Origin of the sequence: Silvibacterium sp. (assembly GCF_047605705.1) — a bacterium.
Classification (GTDB): Bacteria; Acidobacteriota; Terriglobia; order Terriglobales; family Acidobacteriaceae; genus Silvibacterium.
The window spans coordinates 44951-70589 of record NZ_JASGFD010000023.1; the positions used below are offsets into that span (position 1 = coordinate 44951).

General features: G+C 61.7%; 12 protein-coding genes. 2 read left to right on the top strand and 10 right to left on the bottom strand.

From position 1 onward, the window contains the following. Positions 1-50: 50 nt before the first annotated feature. From QM649_RS10295 to QM649_RS10310, 4 genes are all read right to left on the bottom strand, one after another. A complete protein-coding gene (locus QM649_RS10295) occupies positions 51-1646 on the bottom strand; it encodes a DUF5597 domain-containing protein (protein WP_415198950.1) in 1596 nt (531 codons plus the stop codon). 130 nt (positions 1647-1776) lie between these two features. Continuing rightward, positions 1777-5286: a carboxypeptidase regulatory-like domain-containing protein gene (locus QM649_RS10300; protein ID WP_415198951.1), complete on the bottom strand. Its 3510-nt coding sequence runs from the start codon at positions 5284-5286 to the stop codon at positions 1777-1779. Positions 5287-5568: 282 nt separating this feature from the next. Beyond that, positions 5569-8451, bottom strand: a complete 2883-nt coding sequence (locus tag QM649_RS10305) for a glycosyl hydrolase (protein ID WP_415198952.1) — start codon at positions 8449-8451, stop codon at positions 5569-5571. Between the two features lie 100 nt (positions 8452-8551). Continuing rightward, positions 8552-12070, bottom strand: a complete 3519-nt coding sequence (locus tag QM649_RS10310; protein WP_415198953.1) for a carboxypeptidase regulatory-like domain-containing protein — start codon at positions 12068-12070, stop codon at positions 8552-8554. Positions 12071-12294: 224 nt separating this feature from the next. Here QM649_RS10310 and QM649_RS10315 point away from each other — a divergent pair, with 224 nt between their 5' ends. Next, positions 12295-13653, top strand: a complete 1359-nt coding sequence (locus tag QM649_RS10315; protein ID WP_415198954.1) for a hypothetical protein — start codon at positions 12295-12297, stop codon at positions 13651-13653. Positions 13654-13678: 25 nt separating this feature from the next. Here the strand turns inward: QM649_RS10315 and bglX are convergent, their stop codons facing one another. From bglX to QM649_RS10345, 6 genes are all read right to left on the bottom strand, one after another. Next, a complete protein-coding gene (bglX, locus tag QM649_RS10320; protein WP_415198955.1) occupies positions 13679-16033 on the bottom strand; it encodes a beta-glucosidase BglX in 2355 nt (784 codons plus the stop codon). 50 nt (positions 16034-16083) lie between these two features. Continuing rightward, positions 16084-17130, bottom strand: a complete 1047-nt coding sequence (locus QM649_RS10325; protein WP_415198956.1) for a LacI family DNA-binding transcriptional regulator — start codon at positions 17128-17130, stop codon at positions 16084-16086. A gap of 80 nt (positions 17131-17210) precedes the next feature. After that, complete coding sequence (locus QM649_RS10330; RefSeq protein WP_415198957.1) at positions 17211-18728, bottom strand: GH39 family glycosyl hydrolase; 1518 nt, start codon at positions 18726-18728, stop codon at positions 17211-17213. Between the two features lie 55 nt (positions 18729-18783). Beyond that, complete coding sequence (locus tag QM649_RS10335) at positions 18784-22212, bottom strand: carboxypeptidase regulatory-like domain-containing protein (protein ID WP_415198958.1); 3429 nt, start codon at positions 22210-22212, stop codon at positions 18784-18786. Positions 22213-22565: 353 nt separating this feature from the next. Further along, complete coding sequence (gene def, locus QM649_RS10340; RefSeq protein WP_415198959.1) at positions 22566-23159, bottom strand: peptide deformylase; 594 nt, start codon at positions 23157-23159, stop codon at positions 22566-22568. A gap of 46 nt (positions 23160-23205) precedes the next feature. Next, positions 23206-23613: a carboxymuconolactone decarboxylase family protein gene (locus QM649_RS10345; RefSeq protein WP_415198960.1), complete on the bottom strand. Its 408-nt coding sequence runs from the start codon at positions 23611-23613 to the stop codon at positions 23206-23208. A gap of 705 nt (positions 23614-24318) precedes the next feature. Here QM649_RS10345 and QM649_RS10350 point away from each other — a divergent pair. After that, a complete protein-coding gene (locus QM649_RS10350) occupies positions 24319-25404 on the top strand; it encodes an NAD(P)H-dependent flavin oxidoreductase (RefSeq protein ID WP_415198961.1) in 1086 nt (361 codons plus the stop codon). Positions 25405-25639: the final 235 nt, after the last annotated feature.

Sequence of the window (25639 nt, forward strand, 5' to 3'; positions counted from 1 at the left end):
GTTGATTCCCATGTCTCAGACGCGAAACATGGGGCACCCGGCGATATGTCCTAATACGTATCCAGCTTGATGCGCACGGCGTAGTGCTCGTGGTTGAAGTTCAGGCCGCGGTCGGTCTGGTCTCCGTTCCAGATGCGTGTGGGCGTCCAGGTTTCGTCGTCGTAGGTTCCCTCTTCCGCTTTCAGGATCTGCATATGGCCCTGCTGTCCTGGTGCGAGATAGAAGGTGACGCGCGCCTCGATGCCGGTAACGAGGAACTCATTCGGGCCAAGCTGCGCCACGAGGGCGCGACCGGAGTAGTCCTTGGTGCCGGGCGCGTGCTGCGCTCCATCGCGCTGCCGAGTGCCGAAGCCGACCAGTGCCTGCCAGCGGCCGAAGGTGAGCGTCTGCTCGGGCTGACCTTCCTGCTCGACGGCGGTCTGCACCTTGCCCTCGAAATTTAACTTCGCAAGCACGCGATCGAGCGGCTCGATGAGCGCGAAGTTTTCCGCATGCGCCTCGGGCAGCTTGCCGGGATGCAGCGTCCATGCGGTCTGATCGGTGCCGAAGGGCGAGAAGCCAATGGCTCCCTTGCCAAGCGCGTAAAAGAAGCCGGGAGCGAAGTCATCGCCGAGGCCGGTCTCCGGAACCAGCAGCGGGTTATCGGGCCGCGCGTAGGTGGAGAGCAGTTCTTTCACGAATTCGCGATCGTTGCTGTAGACGTCGGGGGCGAGCACGTCGATCGCCGGGGCCTCGATCTTCCAGAGATCGATCATCGTCTGTACCGGGCCGCCGCTGGGATAGTCGAAGCCCGGCTCCTGATAGCCGCGGATGACGTAGCCCTTGGGATAGCGGACCCACACGTTGCAGTACATGGGGATGGGCAGCTCGGCCTTGCCCGCCTTGGCGATCGTGTTGATGTAGCGGGACTGCGAGTAGGCCTGGAAGGTCTCGTCGGCATCGGGGCCGAAGACCTGCGACCACGTGCCGGGCTGCTTATGCAAGCCGGCGAGAAGCTCCTTCGGCACCTGACCTTCGAATTCCTTCTGCGCCTCGGGCGAGTGGTCACGGATGGCGCCGATGGCGCCCGACTCGTTCTCCACCTGGATCATGAGCACGGTGTGCTGCTGGGCATCGAGATCGTGCAGGTGATGCGTGAGCGCGACAAAGGCCGTGCGGTCGGCGTCGAGGTTAGCCTGTGAATTGGCGGAGAGAACCTGGATGGGCTGGCCACGTTCGTCGATCATGCGTGGATAGTGCGCGGAGTCGGTCTTCACCCAGTCGGGCACGTAATGCATCTCGCCGTTCTTCCACGTACCGAACCAGAGCAGGATGAGATGCACGTGATGCTCGCGCGCCTGATTGACGAGCATGTCGACGAGCGAGAAGTCGAACTGGCCGGGCCTGGGCTCCATCTGCTCCCAGTAGACGGGGGCTTCGACGGTGTTGGCGTGCATGCCCTCGATCGTCGGCCACACATCCTTTATGGTCGATGGCCAGGAGCTGGAGTTGTTGATCTGGCCGCCGAGCATGAGATACGGCCTGCCATCCACGAAGAGCGCATGCCGGCCATCTTTCTCGACGATGCGCGGGCCATCCTGCGCGCGCAGCGCAAGAGGCGAAGCGAGAAGTGCGGAGAGCGAGAGAGCGGCGGCGATGCGTTTCATACGATTCTTTCCATCCCTTGTCACCCCGACCGCAGTGTAACGAAATGGAGGGATAACAGATCCTTGAACTTTGAACCCCGGTGTGCCCCACGTCTCAGAAGCGAGACGTGGGGCACCCGGATGCGTGGTACTAGAAGTAGTACTTGGCCGCGAGCTGGAAGAAGCGCGGGTTGGGAGTGAAGTTGCCGAGCGAGCGGGTGCTGGTGATCTCACCGCCGCTGGATGCGTTGGTCTCGACGCTGGGCTGACCGAAGGCCGGAGTGTTGAACACGTTAAAGACATCCGCGCGGAACTGGAGGTACTGCTCGCGGATGGTGGGGAAGTTCTTGAAGAAGCTCATGTTCGCGCGCTGGTAACCGGGACCGTAGATCTGGTTCCGGGCGCCGCCGAGGTAAGCCTCAGCCAGCGTGGGGTTGGTGATCGGCGTGCCGGTCGGGTTTGCCGTCGTCTGTGTGTTCGCGATGAGCGTGCCGGAGAGCGGGTTCGCAAAGGCGCAGGGGTTGTACCAGTTGGCGACACTCTTGGTGGAGGTCGCGCAGCTGGTGCCTGGGTTGCTGGCCGAGGCCGCGCCGCCGGTGGCAAAGGGATCGCCGGTGAGGATAGCGCGGCGAGTATTCGCGCCCACAGCCGCGGTGTTATCCGGAGTGACGGTGAAGGGGTTGCCGGTGAGAGCGTAGAAGGCAACGTCCGCCGACCATCCACCCACGATCTGGTTCACGATGCCGCCGTGATTGAGGAACCGCTGTCCCTGGCCGAAGGGCAGCGCGTAGTTGCCGGAGAGGGTGAAGCGATGGCGCACATCCCAGTCCGAGTTAGTGAATTCGCTGCCGATGGAGTACAGGTTTGCATTGCGATAGATGTTGGTGCCGCCGTCGAGCGGGGTGCCGGTGTCATCCAGCGCGTGCGAGTAGGTGTACGCGGCGAGGAACTGCAGTCCGCGCGAGAGATGCTTCTCAAGCGAGACCTGCAGTGAGTTGTAGCTGCCTACGCCCTCGTAGAGATCGTACTGCGCGCCGCCGAAGCTCGAGAACGGACGGATGGCCTGCGAGCTGTCGGACGGACCGACGAGGCCGAAGGGCGCATTCTGATCGGTGATCGCCTGCAGGTGACGCGAGACGTTGCCGACATACGCTGTGGTCAGCGTCATGGTGCGGGTGAAGGCGTACTGCGTGGTGAAGTTGAACTGCTCGGTGTACGGCGTCTTGGTCTGCAGCTGTCCACCGACCAGACCCGGCGTAGAGAGATAGTTCTGCAGGCCGGCAGCGATGGCATTGGCAAAGCCGGTGTCGAGGCTGATGCCGTCCGTGGAGCAGGCGCCGTTGGAGCAGGCCGGCGAAGTGAAGTTCGAGGAGAAGGCGAACGGATAGTTGTACGAAGGATTCGGCGAAGCACCCACGCTCTCAAGTCCGCCGAAGAAGATGCCGTAGCCGCCGCGCAGCACAAGCTTCGGCGTCGCGGTGTAGGCGAAGCCGATACGCGGGCTGAAGTTCAGCTTCTGCCCAAGCGCGAGCGAACGATTCTTGCTGTAGACCAGCGAGATGTTGTCCGCGGCGATGAGGCTGTCGAAGGCCGGAGCGATGGTGGCCTTGGTGTTCTTGGGCAGCAGGAACTGCGCGGTGCCCGAGGCCGGACCGTTGATGGAGTCGATGTTCCAGTAGGCCTGGTTGTCGTTCTCTTCATACGAGGGCTGGTAGTAGTCGTAGCGCAGGCCGAGGTTGAGCGTGAGGTTCGGGCGAACCTTCCAGTCATCCTGACCATAGCCGGAGTAGTACCAGTGAATGTCGTGCACGCTGAAGAAGTTGGAGATGGAGGCGCTGTACATCGAGTCGGCGAGGAAGTCGGCTACGCCGTAGCCGGTGTAGTTCGCCGCGGGGTTCGAGGTGAAGAAGCCGCTGTAGTCATAGGAGCCATGCGGGTTGATAGGCTGCGTCACAGCCACGCGCACGCTCTGGATGCTGACACCGGCCTTGATGGTGTGATTGCCCAGGACCTTGGTGGCGTTATCGAGGATCTGGAAGACGTTCTCGTACTCGATGGAAGGATAGTAGCCGGGCGAGCCGAAGCTGGTGAGGCCGCTGACGGTGGTCGACGGCAGGCCGCCGTTGTTGGCCTGGTAAGGAATGCCGCCAAGACCGACCTCGGAGGCGATATCGGTGTTCGCGCTCTGCTGCAGGAACTGCGCGCGCGCCCAGTTGTAGCCGAAGCGGAATTCATTCACGAGCTTGGGATTGAAGACGTGCGTCTCGCTGAAGACGTAGTTCTGGCCCATGTTGATTTCCGAGCCGTCAGAGCCGTAGCCGCCGCCATCGAGGATGGAACCGAGCGGGGCAGGATAATTGCCGCGCAGGTTCGAGTTGCTCATGCGGAAGAAGGCCTGATCCTTGGCGGACGCGTTCCAGTCGATGCGGCCGTCCCAGCTCACGGTGTTGTTTACGTCGTTCGTGTTGATGACGTAGTTGTTGTAGGTCTTGCCGCCGTTGGCGTTCGGCGTGGGATACATGTTCAGGATCTTCTGCGCGACGGCATTGATCTGGTTTGCGCAGAAGACGTTCTGACGGCCGTTGCAGGTGAGCAGTGTGCTGCCGTCCGTGCCGGGCTGGTAGAGCGTGACCGGCGAGCTGTTGCCGGTAAGGCTGGTGCTCAGCAGCTCGCTGAAGTCGCCCTGACGCATGAGCGCCGTGGGCACCGAGTAGGTGCCGGTGGAACCGAAGATGATGCGCGTGGCTTCCACGTCTCCGAAGAAGAAGAGCTTGTTCGGCACGATGGGACCGCCGATGGTGCCTCCGAACTGGTTCTGGCGGAACTCGGGCTTGGTCTGGGAGAAGTAGTCCTTGGCGTCAAGAATGTCATTGCGCCAGTACTCCCACAGGTTGCCGTGCAGCGAGTTGGTGCCGCTCTTGATGGAGGCGTTGAGCACCGCGCCGGCCGAGTGGCCAAGCTCCGCGGTGTAATCGCTGGTCTGCACCTTGAACTCGGCGAGAGCATCCGGCGGAGGCTTTACGACATAGGTTGCGCCGTTGAGGAAGTCGATGAGGTTCGAGTTGTTGTCGACACCGTCGAGGATGAAGTTGTTCTGCTCGGCGCGCAGGCCGTTCGCGCTGAAGTCGCCGTTGCCTTCGCCACGCGAGCCATTCGACTGCGCGACACCGGCAGCAAGCTGCGCCACGAAGACGTAGTTGCGCCCGTTGAGCGGCGTGTTGTTGATCTGCTGCGCGCTGATGACCTGGCCGGTGGACGAGTCCTCGGTCTGCAGCAGCTGCGCCGCGCCCGCATCGACGGTGACCGTCTGCGTGGCAGAGCCCGGCTGCAGGGTGATATTCGCCTCGAGGCGCTGGCCCAGGTTGAGGACGATGCCGTTCAGGGTCGCCTTCTGGAAGTTGGGCGCGCCAGCGCTAACGACGTAGTTGCCAATTTTTACCGGCGAGAAGACATACACGCCGCTCTGATCGCTCTTCGCGTTCAGCACGAGGCCGGTGTCCTTGCTGGTGAGGGTGACGTCCGCCGCCGAAATGACGGCGCCCGTCTGGTCCGTTACCGTTCCTGTAATAGTTCCCTGGTCAACCTGCGCCAGGAGCGGAGATGAGAGGGAGAGTAAGACGAGTGCGATTGAGAAGAGATGAAGGAAAATGCGTCTCGACATCGATGGGCTCCAGAAAAAACCTGCGATTGCCTGTTTACTTCTCCGGCTGCCCAGACAACGGAGCGGCCGGATCGATGTATTCGCATACATACATCGCATAAGAAAACGTATACATAGCGATAGCCAATATCCCGCCTCAATCGGCGCCCTGCTGGATCAGATTTTCAGCACCGCATATGTATACGATTACAAGCCGGACCGAATCCTATGATCCGCCATCAAGGGTTGTCAAGGCGGGCAACGACGAAGCCCGCCTCTCTCGCGCTCTCTACTTTGCGCTCTCTACTTGTAGATCCACCACTCCGCTGGTCCTGTGAGGCCGGAGGGCAGGAGGGTGCGATCTCCGGATGGGAGGACGATATTGGTGTGCGTGGTCCTGCCTTCGGGATGCTCCTCGTCGCCTACGAGGCGGTTGTGCCAGAGGTTCGTCACGTCGATCGAGAGGGTGATGCTGCTGCCCTTGAGATCGCGGAGACAATATTCATAGGGATAGGTCCAGACGATGGAGGTATCGCGATCGTCCGCATGGAAGTTGGCGACGGCGTGGATCTGCGGGAAGTGCAGGCATGCGGTCTCGCCCGGATCGAGATGCGGGGTGGCGAGCTTCGCTTTATAGGTTGCGGTGCCGGAGAAGTAGCGGAAGGCCTGGATCTCGTTCCAGAGCCTGGGCTCGTCGAGCGAGATGGGCTCACTGCCCGGCACCTTGAGCTGCCACGTGCCTTCGGCTTTCTCTTCGCGCACCTTCACCGGAGCGGGCGCGGCACTACTCTTTGCAGGGAAGACAAGAAACACGGAGCCGAATGCCGGCAGCTGCAGGTCGACCCTCGTGCGGTCACCAGCTGCTTCCGCCGTGGCACGATAGACTCTGCCGGCGACGGGGTCCCATAGCTCGGCTTCGCCTTGTGCACGGAGGTAAAGCGAGAAGTGCTTTTGTTCTCCATACGCACTGCGGACGAAGTAGATGCTTTCGCCGTCGACCTGGCGGTGGGCCCAGTCGATCGCGTTGCTGCTGACTGGAGCGATGCGGACGTCACCGGATGCGAGCTCCACATCGGGCACGATCTTCTTCTGCCGTAGCGCTGCATGCGCATCGGCGGTGCAATACACCGTGCCTCTCGCATAGCTGTGCGCGCCATCTTGGCAGCTGCTCCAGATTTGTAACGCTAACTGATCGAATTTCGCTTTTTCTGCCTGCGGCACATTTCCAATTGCCGATGTGGGCGGCAGAGAGACGACCGAACCTCCAGCTTCGAGATACCGTTGCACGAACTGCAGCACTGCGAGGGAGACGCGGCGCGTGGAGGGAAGGACCAGCACCCTCCAGTGAACACCGCCTGTCCCGGCGAGGCTGGGACCCACAAGCTCCGGGCCATCGATACGGATAGTGCGCAGCAGAGCATCTTCATCGGTGACGTCGTAGTCATACCCGGGCAGCGCGTGGGCAGGATCGTCGGCCTTGAGGCGGACGAAGTTCGGAGCCTGGCCACCGTAGAAATACAGCACGTCGTGAACGGCGTGGCCCTGCTGCATCATGAACTGGACGCGGTTCAGGTAATCGAAGAACGGGCCACCGACATTCCACCACGTGACATTGGGGTTCAGATGCGTGCCAGCGAAGTACTCCTGGCCGGGTATGCCCGCAGATGCGGGGCTCGAGGTGAACTCGTGCCAGACGAGGCGGTTGAGGCCCTCGGTGACTGCCATGTCGAAAGACGGTTTCAGGTCCGCGGAGAGCGACTCCGACCATTGCGGACCGATGGAGGTTTCCCCCTCTGCGGCCACGTAGGGCTGGCCGTAGATGTCCGCGGCGCTGGAGGCCTCCTTCACGAAGTAGCGGCCCTTGTCTTCGGGCCGATGGCCGCTCTGCGACCAGAACTCGGTCTGCGGCACAGCCGATTTGCGGAAGGTTTCGAGCGCATCGAGCGGCGCCACGTGCGGACCACCGCTCTCCGCCTGCACGCCGAGGCCGAACTCGGCGGCGCGCGCGGCAAAGCGGTCGTAATAGTTCTTCACGATGAGATCGGCCACGGTGCGGCGCAGATCGGTGAGGAAGCGCGTGGAGATAGACGGATCGCCGATAATGCGGCCCGCAACGATGGGCAGATACGGTACGGGATCGTAGCCACGGCTCTTCTGGAACTCTTCGCGAAAGCCCTCGGTCCAGTTCATGCCGCCGGTCTCCCAGCTGTCTGTCGCGAGATATTTGAGGCTGGAGTAGGGCTTCGCGGCAACCAACAGCGGTTTCACGTTCTGGTCCCAGTAATCATCGAAGGCGCGGCTGCTGAGAGCGTCGATGGCGAGACCCTTCCAGGTATCGCTCGACGTGGAGACCTTCGCGCCGGAGTCTGTGTATCCGATGCGCAGGATCTCCCATGCGCCGGCAGGAAGCTGCGCATGCACGGATCCGTCGCTGCCGAGAGGCAGTACGCGCACCTCATCGACGGAGGCATCGGCGTACTTCGGATCGCTTCTGAAGGCAGTGCTGGCGCCATCGTCCAGCAGGAATGGCGTGCCCTCCATGCTCATGCCGAACTCCGATGCTGCCGAGCGCAGAAGGAGGCTGCGTCCGTATGGGCCATGACCCGAGACAGGCCCCGCGCCGTGATGCAGCGGGTAAGCGAGCACGGCGATGTCGCGGTAGAAGCCGTTCATCGATGGCGGAGCTGGCAGACGCACGTCCTGCGCTGGACCGCCCTGCACATCAACGCTTGCGAAGGTAAGTAATTTGGCGGCGTCCTGCACGGTCACGGTGGGGCCTCCGAGATCCCATCCGCTCTGGATGTTGAGCGTGATCTCGAGACCGAGGCGATCGGCCTCCCTGAGCGCGTAGACGTAGAGATCTGTCCACGCGGGCGAGCCGAACTTCGGCCCCGCCGGAACGGTGCTGTTGCCGTTCTGCGAAGCTCCGCCTGCGTCGACGAGGATGACGCCGCCGAAGCCTTTGGTCTTCATCTCTTCAAGGTCACGGAGTATGGTCGGCTTGTCGGTATTGCCGTTGAGCCACCACCAGTAGCAGCGCAGACGCGCCTGTTGCGGCGGCTGATGAAAGCCTGCGCGAAGCTTGCTGATGGTGTCGTTCTGTTCGGGTGCGGCCGTGGTTTGCGCGGTGCTGAACAGCGAGTGAGCAAAGACGATCGTGGCAACGATCATCCGACCAAGGGACATGCCAATCCTTTCGGAATTCCTGCGCCGGAACGATTCGGCACAGAGAGGAACAGGGATGCGGCGGCGCGGGAAAGAGCGCCGCCGCTCTCAGCAGACGCAATCAGAAGTTGAGACGGGCGGTGAGCTGGCCGATGCGCGGATCGTTCGCCTGGGTGAGTGTGACCACACCCCAGGTCGAGCTGCCGATGGTCGTGCCAGGACCTCCGAAGATGGGTGTATTCAGGATGTTGAAGAACTCCCCGCGAATCTCGAAGGTGGTTCCCTGCTTGATCTGGAACTGCTTGAAGAGCGAGGCATCGGCTACCGGCTTCACACGCACGCGGACACCGAGCTCCGTACTGTTGTACTGCGTAGTATAGGCCAGCCGCTCGCGATAGGCGGGCGTGGGTGAGAGGCTGTCGCAGGCAGGCGCGCTTGCCGTCGACTGGACGAGTTGGCCCGAGGTGTTCTCATAGCAGGTGTTGATGTAGCGGCCGTAGGTGGGGTTTGCCTGCCGTGTGTTGCCGATGATGGTGACGCTGCCCGGCGCGGAGATGAGCGGACCGTTCTCGAAGCGGGCGACGCTGTTGAAGTCCCAACCGCCGAGAAGCAGGCGCTCGAAGACGTTGTGGTGCGCGAAGCGCGGCAGCTCGACGGTGGCGAAGATGTTGCCGACCAGCGTCGGAGTGGAGTCTTCGATGGACGCGAGCTTGGTGTCGAAGGCATTCAGGTATGCGGTGTGGTCCATGGTCTTGGACCAGGTGAAGTTGCCCTGCAGCGTGTAGTGGTTCTTCATGGAATGCTGCACCTGGACCTGCAGCGAGTTGTAGGGCGCACTGCCGATGGAGGAGTAGTCCTCGGTGACCGAGCCGAACTCCGGATACGGCAGCAGCAGCAGGTTCTGCGCGATGGTTGCGTTGTTCAGCGTCGTGGTGCCGCTGAAGGCTCCCGCCATTGGGTTGGCTACCTGCGCGTTCAGATAGGTGATCTCGGCTGCGCCCTTGTCGTAATACTGCTGCGGCAGATAGTTGATGTTGTGATTCACCTCAAGACGCGTGGGGCGCGTGCCGACGTAGGCGATCTGGAGGACGTAATCGCCAGGCATCTGCTGCTGCACGCTGGCCGACCACTGCGCGCTCTTCGGCTGCACGTGGTTCTGGTCAACGAAGCTGATGCTCTGGCCGAGGCCGGTGGAGAGTCCGAGCGAGCTGCCGGTGGGCAGCTGCACTCCCGAGGGGAACGGGGTGCTGATGGAATAGAGCGGCGCGCTGGTCACGTAGTTGTTGTAGCTGGTGGTCTGGCTGAAGCCGGTGCCAATGGGTGACTCGAGCGTATTGAAGTAGATGATGCCGAAGCCTGCGCGGGCAGTGGTCTTCGGCGAGACGGCATAGGCGGCGCCGATGCGCGGCTGGAAGTTATTCCAGTCCGATGGGTATGGATGGCGATTGGAGGCACTCGTGAACTCGAGGCCGCCGTTGAGCGTGAGGTCGGGCACCGCGGCCTGCAGCGGGCTGGAGCAGGTGAAGCAGAAGCCGGTGACCTGCTTGTTGTAGCGCTCGGTGAAGGGCGACTCATAATCCCAGCGCGCGCCGAGATTCACGGTCAGCTTGTCGGTCACGCGCCAGTCGTCCTGCACAAAGGGCGCGGTATAGATCTGCTGCAGCGCGTAGGCGGCCTCGATGTTGTAGGACATCGAAGAGTCATAGCCGAGCAGGAAGGATGCGAAGGGATCGCCGGAGCTGGCATCCGCGCCGACGTTCACGGTGACGGAGTTCTGCTGCGTAAAGCGGCGATCGAACTCGTAGGCGCCGAGGCCGCTCTCGGGGTTCTGCACGTTGTAGCGGATGAGCTCGCCGTCAAAGCCATAGCGCAGCGTGTGGCGCGCGATGGTCTGCGTCAGGATCTCAGAGAGCGCGCCGGTGAGGTTGGTGCTGATCTGTCCACCCGAGCCGCCGGCGAGGCCGGCATAGCTATCCGAGTTGAAGGTGAGGCCGGGGAAGCTGGTGTAAGGCAGGCCTGCCGACGAGATGCCGAGCTGCGAGAGATCGTAGTTCTCATTGCCGGGATAGACCAGGCCGAAGGGATGCCACATGACGCCGAGGCGCGAGTCGAGCACCAGCGAGTTGGAGAACTGCTGCACATCGTCGATGCTGCCGCCGCGATTGTTGCGATAGACGTGATAGCCATAGCCGCTGGGGCCGATGCCCTTGGGGAATCCCTGCAGCGGGTAGTTCTGCGTGAGGCCGGAGCGGAAGAGGATGGCAGAGAGCTTGTTCTTCGAGCCGATCGACTGATCGACGCGGCCGATGAAGGACGGGTAGGTGCTGGGGTAGGAGGTCTGCGTCGAAATATAGTTGGGCACGGTGAGCGCCGAGGCATTCACGACGTTGGCCTGCGGGAAGTAATCGACCAGCGCGGCAGAAGAGGCATTGATGGCCGAGGCGATGTTGTTATCAGCATAGTAGGCGGTGCGGTTGCCGTTGGCATCCACGGGCGAGTTGGGTTGGTAGAGCTGCACGCCGGACTGGCAGAGTCCGTTGCCATCGAAGCCGCCGGTGCAGAGCGCGGAGAAGTCGCCGGCGCGCTCGGCCGAGGTGGGCACGCGCGAGCTGTAGTTGATGGCCGTGTGCGAGGCGTAGCGCTCAAAGGCGAACATGAAGAAGGTCTTGTCGCGGCCGTCATAAAGATGCGGAATACGCACGGGTCCGTTGATGACGAGTCCGGTCTGGCTGAGCTGATCGTTGTTACGCGGAGTGCGGAGCGCGGGGTTGGTGGCGTCCTGGTCCGGAACCTTCTCGTAGGTGTTCGCGTTGAGGTAGGTGTTCTGGAAGGCATAGTAAAGCGCGCCGTGATAGGCGTTGCCGCCGCCGCGGATGATGGTGTTCGTCACCGTGCCGTTGCCGTGGCCGACCTGCGCGTCGAAGATCGAGGTTTGCACCTTGACCTCCTGCACGGCTTCCGGCGAGGGCACGAAGCCGGTGTAGGAAGCGCCGGAGAGACGCTCGGCAGGATCGTCCGGGATGCCGTCGAGGGTGAGACGGTTGTGACCGCTGCTGCCTTCGCTCTCGATCTGCACGGCGACGCCGCTGAAGGGATTGGTGAACTGGCTGGCCTTGGCCTGCGTGTACTCGGTGGTATCCACGCCGGCTGCAAGCGTTGCCATTACGAACGGATTGCGGCCGTTGTTAGGCAGGCTGGTGACCTCTTTCGCATCGAGCGTGGTGGCGATGTTCGGCGAGGCGGTGTCCATCAGGGTGTTCTGCTCGGCCTGCACCTTCACCACCTCGGTCTGCGCGCCGGGGATGAGCCTGAAGTCCGCCTGCTCTACGTTGCCGGCGATGAGCACGATGCCGGTCTGGGCGGCGGTGCGGAAGCCTCCTGCCGTAACGGTGACGGTATAGGTGCCGGGGTTGAGCGAGGCGAAGGTGTAAGCGCCGTCGCCGTTCGACTTCTCCGTCGTCTTGAAGTGCGTGGTGGTCTCTTCCGCGACGATCTCCGCGCCGGGGACAACGGCTCCGCTTGCGTCGGTCAGAGTGCCGCGGATCGATCCGAGATAGCTCTGCGCCCGGGCGGTTGCCGGGCCGAGAAAAGCGACGAGAGTGATTGCGACTGCCAGCCAGATGGCCTGAAGTCTGTTCATCCGATGATGCCTCCGAAAAAGTGCTGCAAAGGAGCGGGTCTTTTTTGACAACGGAGGTCATGCTGCGTGCGCCGAATGTGGACCAGCAAGTGAATTTACCGGAAGATTACAGGTGGTCTTTACCGTTAGAAGTTGATTTAACCCTTGATTTGTCAGGGTTCTTTGCGCGGTGGATGCGGTCTGACCTCTGCGGATGCTACACTTCCGGCACTCTCGGTTCCGCTGTGGCTACTGCTATCAATCTCGGAGAAGATGTCGCCGGCATATCCTCTGCTGGTGGTTCGTCTCCGCATGCGGCGCCATCGATAGAGCAGCGGCGCGCGCTGATCGACCGCGTGGCTCGCAGCTCGCAGTTCTCCCGCTCGGCGCGGCTTCGCGATTTTCTCCAGTATGTGGGTTACGGCTCGCTCGATCCCAGCGGCGCGGAGATCCACGAGCATGCGATCGGCGTGCACGTCTTCGGCCGGTCGCCGGACTATGACCGCAGCCAGGACAATATTGTTCGCGTCAACGCGAGTGAGCTCCGCAAGCGCATCGAACGCTACTTCGAGACAGAGGGCGCGGACGAGACGCTGATCTTCTCGATTCCTCGCGGCGGCTATACGCCGGTCTTTCAGTGGCGAGATGCGGCAGCGGCCGTGACTGCTTCGACCGAGAGCGCTACCATCACCCATCCGCTGGAAGTGGTGCCTGCGCCCGATGCGACGGCTCCGGATGCGCGAAGGTTCCCGTGGGCATGGATCTTCGTCGTGCTGGTGCTCGTGGGAGTCTGCGGCTACCAGTGGTGGCAGATTCGTGTGCTGCGAAGGACGACCGATGCGTGGGCAGGACGGCCGGCGGTCGCGGACTTCTGGACGAACTTCGATGGGGCCGCGCCCGAGACACACATCATTCTTCCCGACGCTTCTGTAACGATGAGTGAAGAGATCACGGACAAGCCCGTCGCATTATGGGATTACATCCATCGCGACTTCCCTGGCAGCGGCCACAGCAAGAACCTGAGCGCGGACCGGCAGCATGACCTGGACACCATCTTCGGACATAACGTGGTAACGCTCGGCGACTTCACCGCCGCGCAGCAGTTCCTCGCGCTCTCGCCCATCGCATCCTCGCTGCATCTTTCACTCGCGCGCTTTTTTGAGCCCGATTCGATCAACCACTCGAACCTGATCGTGATCGGCGGAAGAAAGGCGAACCCATGGGCGGCGCTCTTCGATGAGCAGCTGAACTTCAGTCTCGAGGATGGCGACGGGCACAGCTCGATCTGCATCCTCAACCGGCATCCGGTCGCGGATGAGTCCGCCACGATGTGTCCTTCGATCGGGCTGAACTACATTACGGCTTACAGCGTGGTGGCCTTTCTGCCGAATCCCGGCAAGAGCGGCAAGGTGCTGCTGCTTGCAGGCACCGACTCGGACGCGACAGCCGCGGCGGCGCAGTTCATGACCTCCCAGGAGGGACTGAGCGAGCTGAAGGCGCGGCTGCACACCGATCACCTGGGATACTTCGAGGCGGTGCTGAAGAACTCCAGCCTGCACGGGGCTCCGTTCCGCGCACAGTTGCTGTCTTTGCGCCCGCGCTGAACGGCTCTCCGCTAGATTGACGACGTTATTCCTTGATTTCAAACTCCGCCTTCTGCTCTGCCTTGGAGCTGCCGCCGATCCACACCGTGTAGCTGGTGGGTTCGATCACGGACTGGCCCTGCTGGTTGTAGAAGGAGAGCTCGGAGAAGCCGAGCGGGAAGCTTACCTGCTGCGATTGACCGGGCTTCAGCGTGATTCTGCGGAAGCCTTGCAGGCTGCGGACCGGCTGCTCCAGGCTCGCGCCAAAGTTGCGCACGTAGCATTGCACGACCTCGGTTGCGGTGCGGCTTCCTGTATTCGTTACCGTTGTGGTTGCAGTTATCAGGCTTTTTCCGCCGGAGTGCGCAGCTTCTTCGAGCGGCACCGCACTGCGCGAGAGCGCGGGCTGGCTATAGGCAAACTGTGTGTAACTAAGACCGAAGCCATAGGGGAAGAGCGCATCGTTCGGCACATCGATATAGCGCGAGAAGAAATGTGTATCCGGGCCGGGCGGCTGCGAGAGATCGATGTTGCGCGCGGGCCGGCCGGTGGGCAGCTGGTTATAGTAAAGCGGCTCCTGTCCGACGGCGTAAGGGAAGCTCATGGGCAGCTTGCCGCTCGGCGAGACATCGCCATACAGCACATTCGCGATGGCGCTGCCCGCTTCCGTTCCTGGGAACCAGACTTCCATGATGCCCGCAACGTGCTTCGCAGCCCAGTCCAGCACCAGCGGCCTCCCGGAGAAGACCAGCAGCACCACGGGTTTGCCCGCGGCGGCCACGGCTTCAAGCAGCTGCTGTTGATTGCCGGGCAGATCGAGATAGGCACGCGAGCCTGCTTCTCCGCTCATCGCGCCGGACTCGCCCAGCGCCATCACCACCAGGTCCGATTGCTTCGCAGCCTGCACCGCGGCGGCGAAGCCTTCCGTGCTGTCACCGGTGATAGAGGTGCCCTGCGCATAGGCGAGCGATCCGCCATTCTGCCGCGCGCGCGCCTCGAGCGCCTGCTTCACAGTCACGACGTCCGAGAGATTCGGACCACCGCTCCATGAGCCCATCATCTCAGCAGGGTTATCGCCGAGCGGGCCAATGAGCGCGATCTTCTTTGCGGATGCAGCCAGAGGCAGCACGGAATCGTTCTTGAGCAGCACGAAGGATTCTTCCGCGGCGCGGCGCACCAGCTCTCGGTGTTCGGGTACGGCGGCCGTGATCTCAGTGCCGCGGGCATACGGATGCTCAAAGAGTCCGAGCGCAAACTTGAGGCGCAGCACGCGGCGCACGGATTCATCGACTGCGGAGATCGGCACCTGGCCGCTGCGAATCAGCTCGGGCAGCTGCGTGTCATAGAAGTGCGACATCATGTCAATGTCCACGCCCGCAAGAAGAGCCTTGCGCGTGGCCTCGGAGGGCGTGCGCGCGATGCCGTGATTCTCCAGCTCCATGACCGCGGTGTAGTCGCTCACCACGAGCCCATCGAAGCCCCATTCTCCGCGCAGAACCTTCTGCATCAGGAACGGATTTGCCGAAGAGGGCATACCGTTGAGCGCATTGAAGGCACTCATCACGGTCGCGGCTCCGGCGCCAATCGCAGCGCGATAAGGGGGCAGATAGTCCTGCCGCAGGCGGCTCTCGGACATATCGGTGGTGTTGTATTCCCTGCCCGCTTCGGCCGCGCCATACGCGGCAAAGTGCTTCACGCAGGCGGCAACGCTCTCCGGATCGGAGAGGCTCTTACCCTGATAGCCGAGCACATACGCGCGAGCCATAGCCGCGCCAAGATAGGCATCCTCACCCGCGCCTTCCGTGGTGCGCCCCCAGCGCGCATCGCGCGAGATATCGACCATGGGCGAATAGAACCAGCGCACACCCGCGGTGGTCGCCTCTTCCGCCGACATATGTGACAGTGACTGTACTAAATCCGGGTCGAAGGACGCCGCTAGTCCGATGGGCTGCGGATAGATCGTGCGGAAGCCGTGGATAATGTCCGCGCCGAAGAGCAGCGGAATATGCAGGCGGCTCTTTTCAACGGCGGCGCGCTGGAATTCGTTCGTCCGCTGTGCGCCGACAGTATTGAGCATGGAGCCGAGACGCCCCTGCTCCGCCAGCTCCATGGAGTTGACCTGGTTGTGCGCGTTGGGATTGTTGGCAATCTGGGCAGCCGTGGGAGCCGCGCCGGTATCGTTGTACTGCACCAGCTGCCCGATCTTCTCTTCGAGCGTCATTTTGCTGAGCAGCGCATCTACGCGACGTTCGATCTCAGGAGAGGCAAGCTGCGGATTCGACGGCGGCACACTTACAGAAGACGACGATTGCGCCAGGCTGCAGGGCACAAGAACAAGGCTGAGGCTATATGCGGCGGCCCGGCATACGGATGCGAGCGCAGGGAATCTCTGGGGGATCAATCGACCTCCTCGGTGAACGTGCAATCGATGTCTGTTGTCCTACGGGCCTGTTATTTGCGGACCTGCGGCTTTTTCTTTCCCGGTGATGCTGCCAGCGCGGTGGAGCGTCTTTCTGCGAATCCGGGAAGAATAGGGATGGAGTGCTTCGGCCACTCTTCCCTGCTGCTCTGGATCATCTGCAACAGGGTCTTCGCCGCGACGCGCCCCATCTCCTGCAGGGGCTGGCGCACGGTGGTGAGAGGCGGATTGTTGGTGGCCGCACTCAGGATGTCATCAAAGCCGACGACGGAGACCTGTCCAGGCACATCGAGCCCGGTATCGCGCAGCAGCGTGATTGCGCCCATCGCGGTGAGATCGTTGAAGGCGAAGATCGCGGTAAACGGGCGCTTGCGCTCAAGCAGCGTGGCCGCGGCTGCACGGCCCGGCTCAATGCCAAGGCCATCGTCCTGCAACTGGACGACGAGATGAGGATCGATCTCAAGGCCCAGCTCTTCAGCAACCTTGCAGATGGCGCGCCAGCGCGGACGCGTATCCGAGCTGAAGGTCTGGCCCTTGATGAAGGCGATCCTGCGATGTCCGAGCTTCTCCAGGTGCTCGAGGGCATAGCGTGCCGCAAGCATGTGATCGAGTTCGATATTCACCACGGACGGCTGATGGCGATGACCCGACACGGCAACCACCGGAATCGGCAACGCCTCGCGCACATCGGTATTGACGGTGATGATCCCTTCCACGGCCCGGGACAGAAGCATGGATGGGTACTCGCGCAGTAGCTCGGCACGATGACGGTGGCTCACCACGAAGTAGAAATAGCCGGCGACGAGCAGCGCATCCTCGATCCCGCTCAGCACGCCGGACGAATAGCCTTCGCTGATTTCCGGCACCATGACGCCGACGGTGCTGCTGCGCTGGCTGCGCAGGCTGATGGCGAGCGCATTGGCCCGGTAGTTCAGCTTCTTCGCCGCGGCAAGCACACGCTGCTGTGTCTCCTCCGAGATGCGGTACCTTGCGGCAGAGCCGCTCAGCACGCGCGAAACCGTGGTTTGTGAGACGCCAATATGCCTGGCCAACGCCTTCAGATCCATCTTCTCAGGCATTCCTGCTCCTCTTCGTCGTCACTGGATGCGTCTCCAGCATGACATGCGCGGCGTAAAGATTTCGTCGCCTGCGAAGACTCTCAGTGTTTCGCTCCGACGGTGACGAGAAGCAGTGCATTCGGTCCCAGGTGCAGCTCCAGGCTTCCATCGCTGAGGTGTGTCTGCTCCGGCTGTTCGAGCGCGGTTTCGCGGTTCATCGTTGCCACTTGCGCCTCGGTGGGATCGAGCGGGCTGCCCAGCTTTTTGTATGCAGCCAGCGTGTTGCTGTGTGTCTCGTCGACGCGACGGATCGACACAGCCGCATCCGGCTGTACCCCATGCAATACAAGGCGGAGAGTCTTGTCCGTTCCCTGTGTGCCCGGATCCGTGATGTTCCAGAGCGCCAGCGCGAGGCTTCCGTCCTCCTTCTTCGTCACGATCACATCGGCGGCATCATTCGCGATGCGCTGGGTGCCGAGCTCGTGCAGAAGCGCAAAATCATAGAGGCTGGGCTTGTTGATGCCGCCCTTGGCCCGCAGACCGAACTGTCCAGAGAACGGCTGCGGAATCGGACCGCCCTCTTCGAAGACGTCCGAGAAGGTCCAGAAGGACATCATGTCCACCTTGCCGTCGCATGCACGGATGGTATTGGCGAGGCCGGTGCCGACGAAATCGGTGTCGCGGGACTCCTCCTGGCCCTGCACATTCCATTCGGTCCAGAAGAGCGGCAGGTGCGGCATGCCGGATGCCGCGATTTCATCATGCACCTTCGCAACGGCGCGGCAGACGCGGTCATCCATGGGGATGTTTTCATCGGTGCCGAAGAGATCCTCGACGGTATCGTCGGCGTAGCCGTGCGTTGAAACGAAATCGACGGGCACATGATTCTTCGTCGTGTATGCGAGGAACTCGGGTACCCAAGCCGCGGCGGCTGTCGCAGGACCGCCCACGCGCAGGCGCGGGTTCACGGCCTTCAGATCGCGCGCGGTGTGCGCATAGAGCTCGAAGTAGGATTTCTGCCGCGGGATACCGTTCCAGAAGTCGATGTTCGGCTCGTTCCACACCTCGAAGTACCACTGCGAGACTTCATCGATGCCGTAGCGGTCGACGAGATGCTGCGCGAAGTGATGCATGAGGTCATCCCAGCGCTCCATGCTCTTGGGAGGCGAGACATTCTGCTTGTACCAGAAGGGATGCAGCGCATCCGGATTGAAGGCGAGCTTCTTCGGCATGAAGCTGATCTCCACCACCGGGCGCACACCATTCTTCAGCAGTCCGTCGTAGATCTGGTCGACATACGCGAAGTTATAGACGGGATCACCGTGATCGTCTTCGTTGTACACGCCGACCTCGTCATGCAGGATGGCGTGAAAGCGCACATAGCGAAAGTCCGTCGCCTGCTTTACTGCGCGCAGGTCGTCGCGATAACTTTCGCGCAGCGTGAGGATCGCACGCCCGGAGCCGAACATCTCTTCCCAGAAGTGCGGGAAGGGCCTGGCAGGCGCGGCTGCATCGACATTCAGGGTCTGCACCGTCTGTGCTGCGAGGCTGGAACCGGAAGCGAAGAAAGCCAAAGCAAGGGAGCCGATGCAGAGCATCCAGGCATAGCGAGACCGCATATGGGCACTCCGAAAGATGCTGGGAGAGCGGAGACCACTCTCCCGCGAGACAGCATTAGAACGAGAAGCGAGCCTGAATGTCCAGCTTTCTGGATGCCAGCGCGCCCTGCGCCTGGCCGAAGCTTGAAGACGTGACGGTCGTAGAGATATCCGCCGTGTTCAGGTTCAGATTATTGAAAACGTTGAAGGCATCCACGCGGACCTCGAAGTTTGCAGCTTCTCCGAGCACCTTGTTGGGGAACGGAAAGGCCTTGCTCAGGGTCGCATCGACAGCCTTGTATCCGGGGCCATTGAAGGAGTTGCGCGCGACTCCGGGGTTGCCGGGGAGAGTGTACTCGGTGCCGTAGGTTCCGGTATTGCCACTGGCAACAGACGGCTCCGTGAAGTAGCTGCTTCCACCCTGCTCGAAATTGCTGTTCGCAGAGCCCGGAGCTGCCTTGAAGGCCTTATTGCTGGTGCTGTAGCGCGCGCCGTTGGAACTGAAGGCCGCGGGCCGCACCGACGTCTGGCCACTACCGTAGTAGAACTGGTTGTCGACCGAGTAGACCGGGGTCCACGGGAAACCGGTGTGCATGTTAAAGATTCCACTGAGCGCCCAGCCATCGGCCAGCGTGTGTGCGATGCCGTGTGAGTGGAAGAATGTAGGCTGCCACATCCCGAAGAGCTTGAAGGCATTGGCGACGTTGTAGTCGGACCGTCCCCACGAGAAGCGCTCGTTGTATGGATACGGATCCTCGTAATAGGGCTGCGAACCGTTGTCCATGCTCTTCGACCAGGTGTACTGCGCCTCGGTCTGGAAGCTATGGGCGAAGTTATGCTTCAGGCTGGCGAGCAGGGCGTTGTAGTTCGAATTGCCCTTGTTGCCGTAGTAATCCACGCTAGTGAGGTTCGGGTTCAGCGAGTAGCCCTTCGCCACTGCAAGCACATTCATGTCCTGCTGGAGGATGAGGTGATGGCTCTCGCTGCCCTGGTAGCCGATGCTCGCAATCCACTGGTGCCCAAGGTCGGTCTGCGTGTCGAGCGAGTAGTGGTACGTCTGGATGGTCTTCACGTTCGCGTCAAAACCGGTGACGCTGAGATACGTGGAGGCGTTGCTGGGAAGGCCGTTGGCGTTATACGAAGTGATTGCGGCGGAGTTTACCGGGAAGCTGGCGAAGCTGCCGGTCAGTGAGCTGGGCAACTGATAGAGGATCGACCCTGAGCTGCCGCCGGTAGGATCGGAAGCAGTGGAGCAGCAGAAATCCGCATTGACCGTGTTGCCGGGATTGCCGTTGCCGTTGGCCGTGATCGCCATTTCGTTCTGGTTGAAGTTGATGCCGAAGCCACCGCGAACCACGACATGCTTGTTGAAGTGCTCCGGGTTCCATGCGAAGCCAAGCTGCGGTCCGAAGTTCGTCTTCTGCGCATTGTAGAGATCGCCGCCCTTGCGCACCGAGAGGCCGGTCACGAGCGCATCGCCCGCGCCCAGATCGACGCTGCGCAGATTGCCGTCCTTATCGTCGAAGGGTCCGAAGTAGGAGTAGCGCAGTCCTAGGTTCAGGGTCAGTGTGGGCAGCACCTTCCAGTCATCCTGCACGAAGCCTGCCCAGAGGTCCTGGCGATTGTCCTGACGGCTGGCCGTGGGCGCGCCTGTCGTCGAGGAGAAATAACCGGTCTCGGAATACGGCGCGTCGTTGAGGAAGTCCCAGATGTTATCGAAGTGATAAGTTGGGCGAGCGTTGTATTCGGCTTCGTTCAGATAATAAAGACGTGTAAGACTGCCGCCCATCTTGAGGGTGTGACGTCCGGCAACCTTGGTGAGAATGTCCTGGTAGCCGTACGTCCACTGGTCGTACACGCTCGGGCCGGGCGTGCCGAAGTATTCGGGAGTCGCGCTGGGGAAGATATCCGTGCTGGGCACGTCGAAGGTCGCCTCGGTCAGTCCCCACGGAGCGGTGGAGTTCGAAGCAAGCTCGTTCCAGCGCCAGCCTGCAGCATTCACGCGCGCTTCGTTCAATAGCGTGGGCGAGAAGGTGTGATTCCACAGCAGGGTAAAGGCGTTATTCACCTGGTCGTGATGCCAGAGGTTGGCGCTGCGCACCGGGCCATCATAGTCCACGGTATCGAGCGGGACCCAGTAGATCATGAAGCTGACGCGGTCGGCCTGGCTCAGGTCCGCATCGAGACGGCCGTAGTACTGCGAGGCTACGCTCGAGGTGGGATTGTTGGTGGTGTAGTACGCCAGATCGGCGATGCCATCGAGCCCATTGCCCACGCCCGGCGTGCTGTTGTTGCCGCCCCAGGTGCTGTCATGCGTGCCGAGCGTCGAGGTCAGCGGCGAGCCCACGTCCACACCCTGACCGGCGATAGTGGCGCACTGCGTACCGGAAGAGAGACCGAGCTGCGCGCAGGTGCCGCCGATCAGCGTGCCGTTGACCGCTTCCCCACTGTAGCCCAGATAGCTGCCGGCGATGCTGCCGCTACGCGCGCTGTTGCGATAGGCGCTGGTTTCGTACCACTCCTGCGCCGTCACATTCGTATCGTTGCGCAGCGTCTCGTATGCGAAGAAGCCGAAGAGTTTGTTCTTCCAGAAGGGGCCGCCGACGCTGCCGCCGAACTGGTTGAAGCGCGAATCGTCACGATTGAGACCACGCTCGGCTGCTGTGCCGGGTTCGTCGGACGAAGGACCGTTCCAGCTCTGATAGGCATTCAGGCCCGGGCGATCGCCCTTGAAGAACAGGCTGCCGTGCACCTGGTTGCTGCCGCCCTTGGAGGTGATCTGAATCTGCGCGCCGGAGAAACGTCCGAACTCGGCATCGTAGGTATTTGACGAGACCTTCACGCTGTCGACCGAGTCTTCCGTCGGCGTAACCACGGTGCTGCCGCCCCAGGTCACAGACGAGGCACTGATGCCATCGATGAGGACGCTGTTCGTCTCCGTCTGCCCGCCATTGGCTACGATCTGCGGACCGTTCTCGGTCTTGAAGATGCCATCGGATGCACCCGATCCGCCCATGTTGCTGCCCGGAAGGCTATAGCTGCCGCCGCCCGCGGCCTGTGAGCCATCGGACAATGCGCCCGGCGCAAGCTGCACCAGCTGCGTCACATCGCGGCCGAACGACGGCATGTGCTGAATCTGATTCGACGTGACGGTGGTGTTTACCGAGGCTGTTTCCGTATCGAGCGCAGCAGCCTCATCGCCATTCACGGTGATGGAGGTTGTGCTGCTGCCAAGCGTGAGCCCGACATTGAAGTTGTTCGTCTGCTCGGGAATGAGGCTGAGGTTATCGACGAGCTTGCTCTCGAAGCCCTGCGCTTCGACCTTCAGCGTGAAGGTGCTGGCCGGGAGCGCGTTGAAGTTATAGACGCCGCTTGCATTGCTGGTGGTCTGGACGGTGCGGTTAGTCTGCTTATCCACCAGCGTGAGTCTTGCATTCGGAACGACCGCGCCCTGCGGGTCGGTGACCGTTCCCTGAATTGCAGTACGGAACTGCGCATGAGCCATGCATGCACTCAGCGACAAGAGAAATAAGAGAAGCGCCCCTCTTAAACCGGAGCGAGCGTGGACTCGCATGAAGCCTCCAAAAAGGTACAGCCTGTTGTATCGGCGCATATTTGCGCAATCGATTGTGCAGGAAACGAAATAGCATCCGAAAAATACGGTTGTCAAACAAAGGAGGGGCAAATCCGGCGAGCATAGCAGCGCGAATACGCATGTAGACATGCGAATCAGGCTGCGTGAAGAATTATTTGATCAGGTAAAGATTTCGCTTCCACGCGGGCAAGCGAGCGCTTCCATAGGGCGCTATAGAGCGCCGCCGAGGCCATCACAAATCAGCACATTTGCTGTGACAATTTTTACTTCACGGGACGAAACTCGCGATTCAGTTCGCTAGCCGGCTTCGGCTTCCAGTGCCGGTTGTAGTGCTCGAGCGAGCAGAAGCTGCGGCTCCACATGCGATCGATATAGAGCACGCCGTTGAGATGATCGATTTCGTGCTGCAGGATGCGCGCGTACCAGCCCTCGGCCTCAATGACGACAGGCGCGCCGGCCTCGTTGAGCGCGCGCACTCTGACAGCGCGTGCGCGAGGCACCATGGCAGTGAAGCCAGGCAGGCTGAGGCAGCCCTCGTAGAAACTCACCTCCGGAGGCGAGAGCAGTTCGATCTCCGGATTGATGAGCACGTGAAACGGTACGGGCCTTCTCTCGCGCTCGGCGAGTTCTTCCGCGGGCAGCGCTGCCTGATATTCCGCCTTGTCTTCCACGATCATGAGTTGCAGCGACTCGCCGATCTGCGGCGCAGCGAGACCGACGCCCGGGGCGTCCGCCAGCGTTTCATGCATGTAGGCGATCAAATCGCTGATGCGATCGGTGCCGATTTCTTCGCGCGTCAGCGGGCGCGCGACGTTGCGCAACACCGGCTCTCCTGCGCTCGCTATCTTGATTCGCATGCTTCCCCCAAGGCTCTTCTATCGTTTCTCTGCATGATCGCAGCAGCTATTCGACGGTGAACTCACGGTCGACAGGAATCTGCATCGCGTTCGCAAGATTGTTCGTCTCCGCGGCCATGCCCACTATGGCGAGGAACTCGGCATACTGCGCATCGGTGAGCCCTTTGGCGCGAGCGGCTGCGGTGTGCGAGTGGACACAATAACTGCAGCTATTTGCAGCGGAGACGGCGATGTACACCAGCTCTTTCGTGAGAGGGTCGAGCGTGCCGGGTTCGATCATCACCTGCTTCACGCTCGCCCATGTGCGCTCGAGAAGTTTCGGCTGGTTCGCCAGCGCACGCCAGAAGTTATTCACGAAATCCGACTTGCGGGTTGCGCGAATATCGTCAAAGACAGCCTTCACCTGCGGATGTGCCGCTGCTTCCTCGTCGCTCCAGAGCTTTACAGTCGCCATAAATAATGTGGTCCTTCGCCGCAATGATAAAGAAAGCTGCGGCCAGGGAACAGGCTCCAGGTTGTATCGACATATTCTGAATGCCTGCTTTTGCAGGATTTTAGAAGAAGCTTGTCATTCCGACCGAAGCGGCCGCGGGCCGTGGAGCGGAGGAACCTACAGTTCTCTTCGCACATGCGAGGATATCGGTGCCCATCCAGGCTTCGCTTGGGTGGGAGGATAAACCGCCTGCAGTTTCTTCGATCAGAGGAGAACTGCAGGTTCCTCCACTTCGCGAGACAAGAAGCGTCTCGCTTCGGTCGGAATGACAAATCTGCTTTGGAGTTAGTGCTTCCCCACTCAAGCCAACTGCGGGCTTGCATAGCCCACCATCGGAATCGAGCAAGCCCACGTCTCAGAGTCGAGACGTGGGGCACCCGGGTTCTCTTCTACACGAAAAAGAATTGTCATTCCGACCGGAGCGGCCGCAGGCCGCGCAGCGGTGAAACCTGCGGTTCTCTTTGCACACGCGAGGATACCGGTGCCCATCCAGGCTTCGCTTGGGTTGGCAGGATAAACCGCCTGCAGTTTCTTCGATCCAGAGGAGAACTGCAGGTTCCTCCACTTCGCGAGACGAAAAGACGTCTCGCTTCGGTCGGAATGACAACTTCGAGGTTAGAAATAGAGCCAGCAAACAAATGTGCCGATACGCTCTAGAATTTTTATATGAAGCAGACATCTCTTGAGAATCCTCTGGACCGCGCCTTTCGCTTCGCCGCTCGATTGAACGCGCGCCTACCTGTCTTTATGGCGCCGATGTCGGGGGCCTCGCCCGTTGCGCTCGCTGCGGCGGCGGCCAATGCGGGCGGCATGGGCGCCTGCGGCGCGCTGACGATGACGCCGACGGAGATCGTCTCCTGGGCCGATGCATTTCGAAAGCAGAGCGATGGGCCGTTCCAGATCAATCTCTGGGTGCCCGATCCTCCGCCAGTCCGCGATGCCGCGGCAGAAGAGCGCCAGCGTGAATTTCTTCGCGCGTGGGGACCGGAAGTGCCTGCCGATGCGGGCGATGCTCCGCTGCAGAACTTCGCAGCGCAATGCCGTGCGTTGATCGAAGCAAAGCCAGCCGCGGTCTCATCGATCATGGGAGTCTTCCCTCCTGCGTTTGTGGCCGAGATGAAGGCGCACGGCATCCTGTGGTTCGCCACGGTTACCACCACGGAGGAAGCACGCGCGGCCGAAGCAGCGGGCGCGGACGTGATCGTTGCGCAGGGCGCAGAGGCGGGAGGCCATCGTGGCGCGTTCCACTCTGCGAAGGCGGAGACGGAGGCCGTGGGACTCTTCGCATTGTTGCCGCAGGTCTGCGATGCGGTGTCCCTCCCGGTGATCGCGACAGGCGGCATCTCCGATGGACGCGGCATTGCCGCGGCCCTGGTGCTGGGCGCAAGCGCGGTGCAGATCGGCACAGGATTGCTGCGCTCGCCGGAGGCAGGGGTTCATCCTGCATACGCAGACAGGATCGCGCAGACGGAGGCGCATCAAACGCGGCTGACGCGCGCCTTCTCCGGGCGCGCAGGCAGAGCGATCCGCACACGCTACGTGGAGGCGGCTGCCAGCAGCGATGCTCCTGCGACGGCTCCGTATCCCGTACAGCGCAGCCTTACGCGTTTCATGAAGGAAGAAGCGCGCGTTCAGAACGATGCGGAGCGCATGCAGTTGTGGGCAGGCCAGGCTGCTCCGCTCGCGAAGGCTCTGCCTGTGGCCACACTCCTGCAGAGCTGGTGGGGCGACGCGCAATCCCTGCTTGGCTGAGAGCCGCGGAGCGGCTGCATACAACGGATGCATGCAGCCGCTCCGCATACTTGCCGTTGACGAAGCGGGGGACTCTGGCTATGCTCGCTGCATGGCACTCCCGGCCATCTCGTGTTGTTGTCACTCCTCGCAGGCCTGTCCTGCCGGGTTGAGTGACCGCGCGTTCGACCGCTCCCTCTAGCTGCACACGCGAATCCTTCCCTCCAGACCAGACCCTGACGCGAGCATGCGTCGT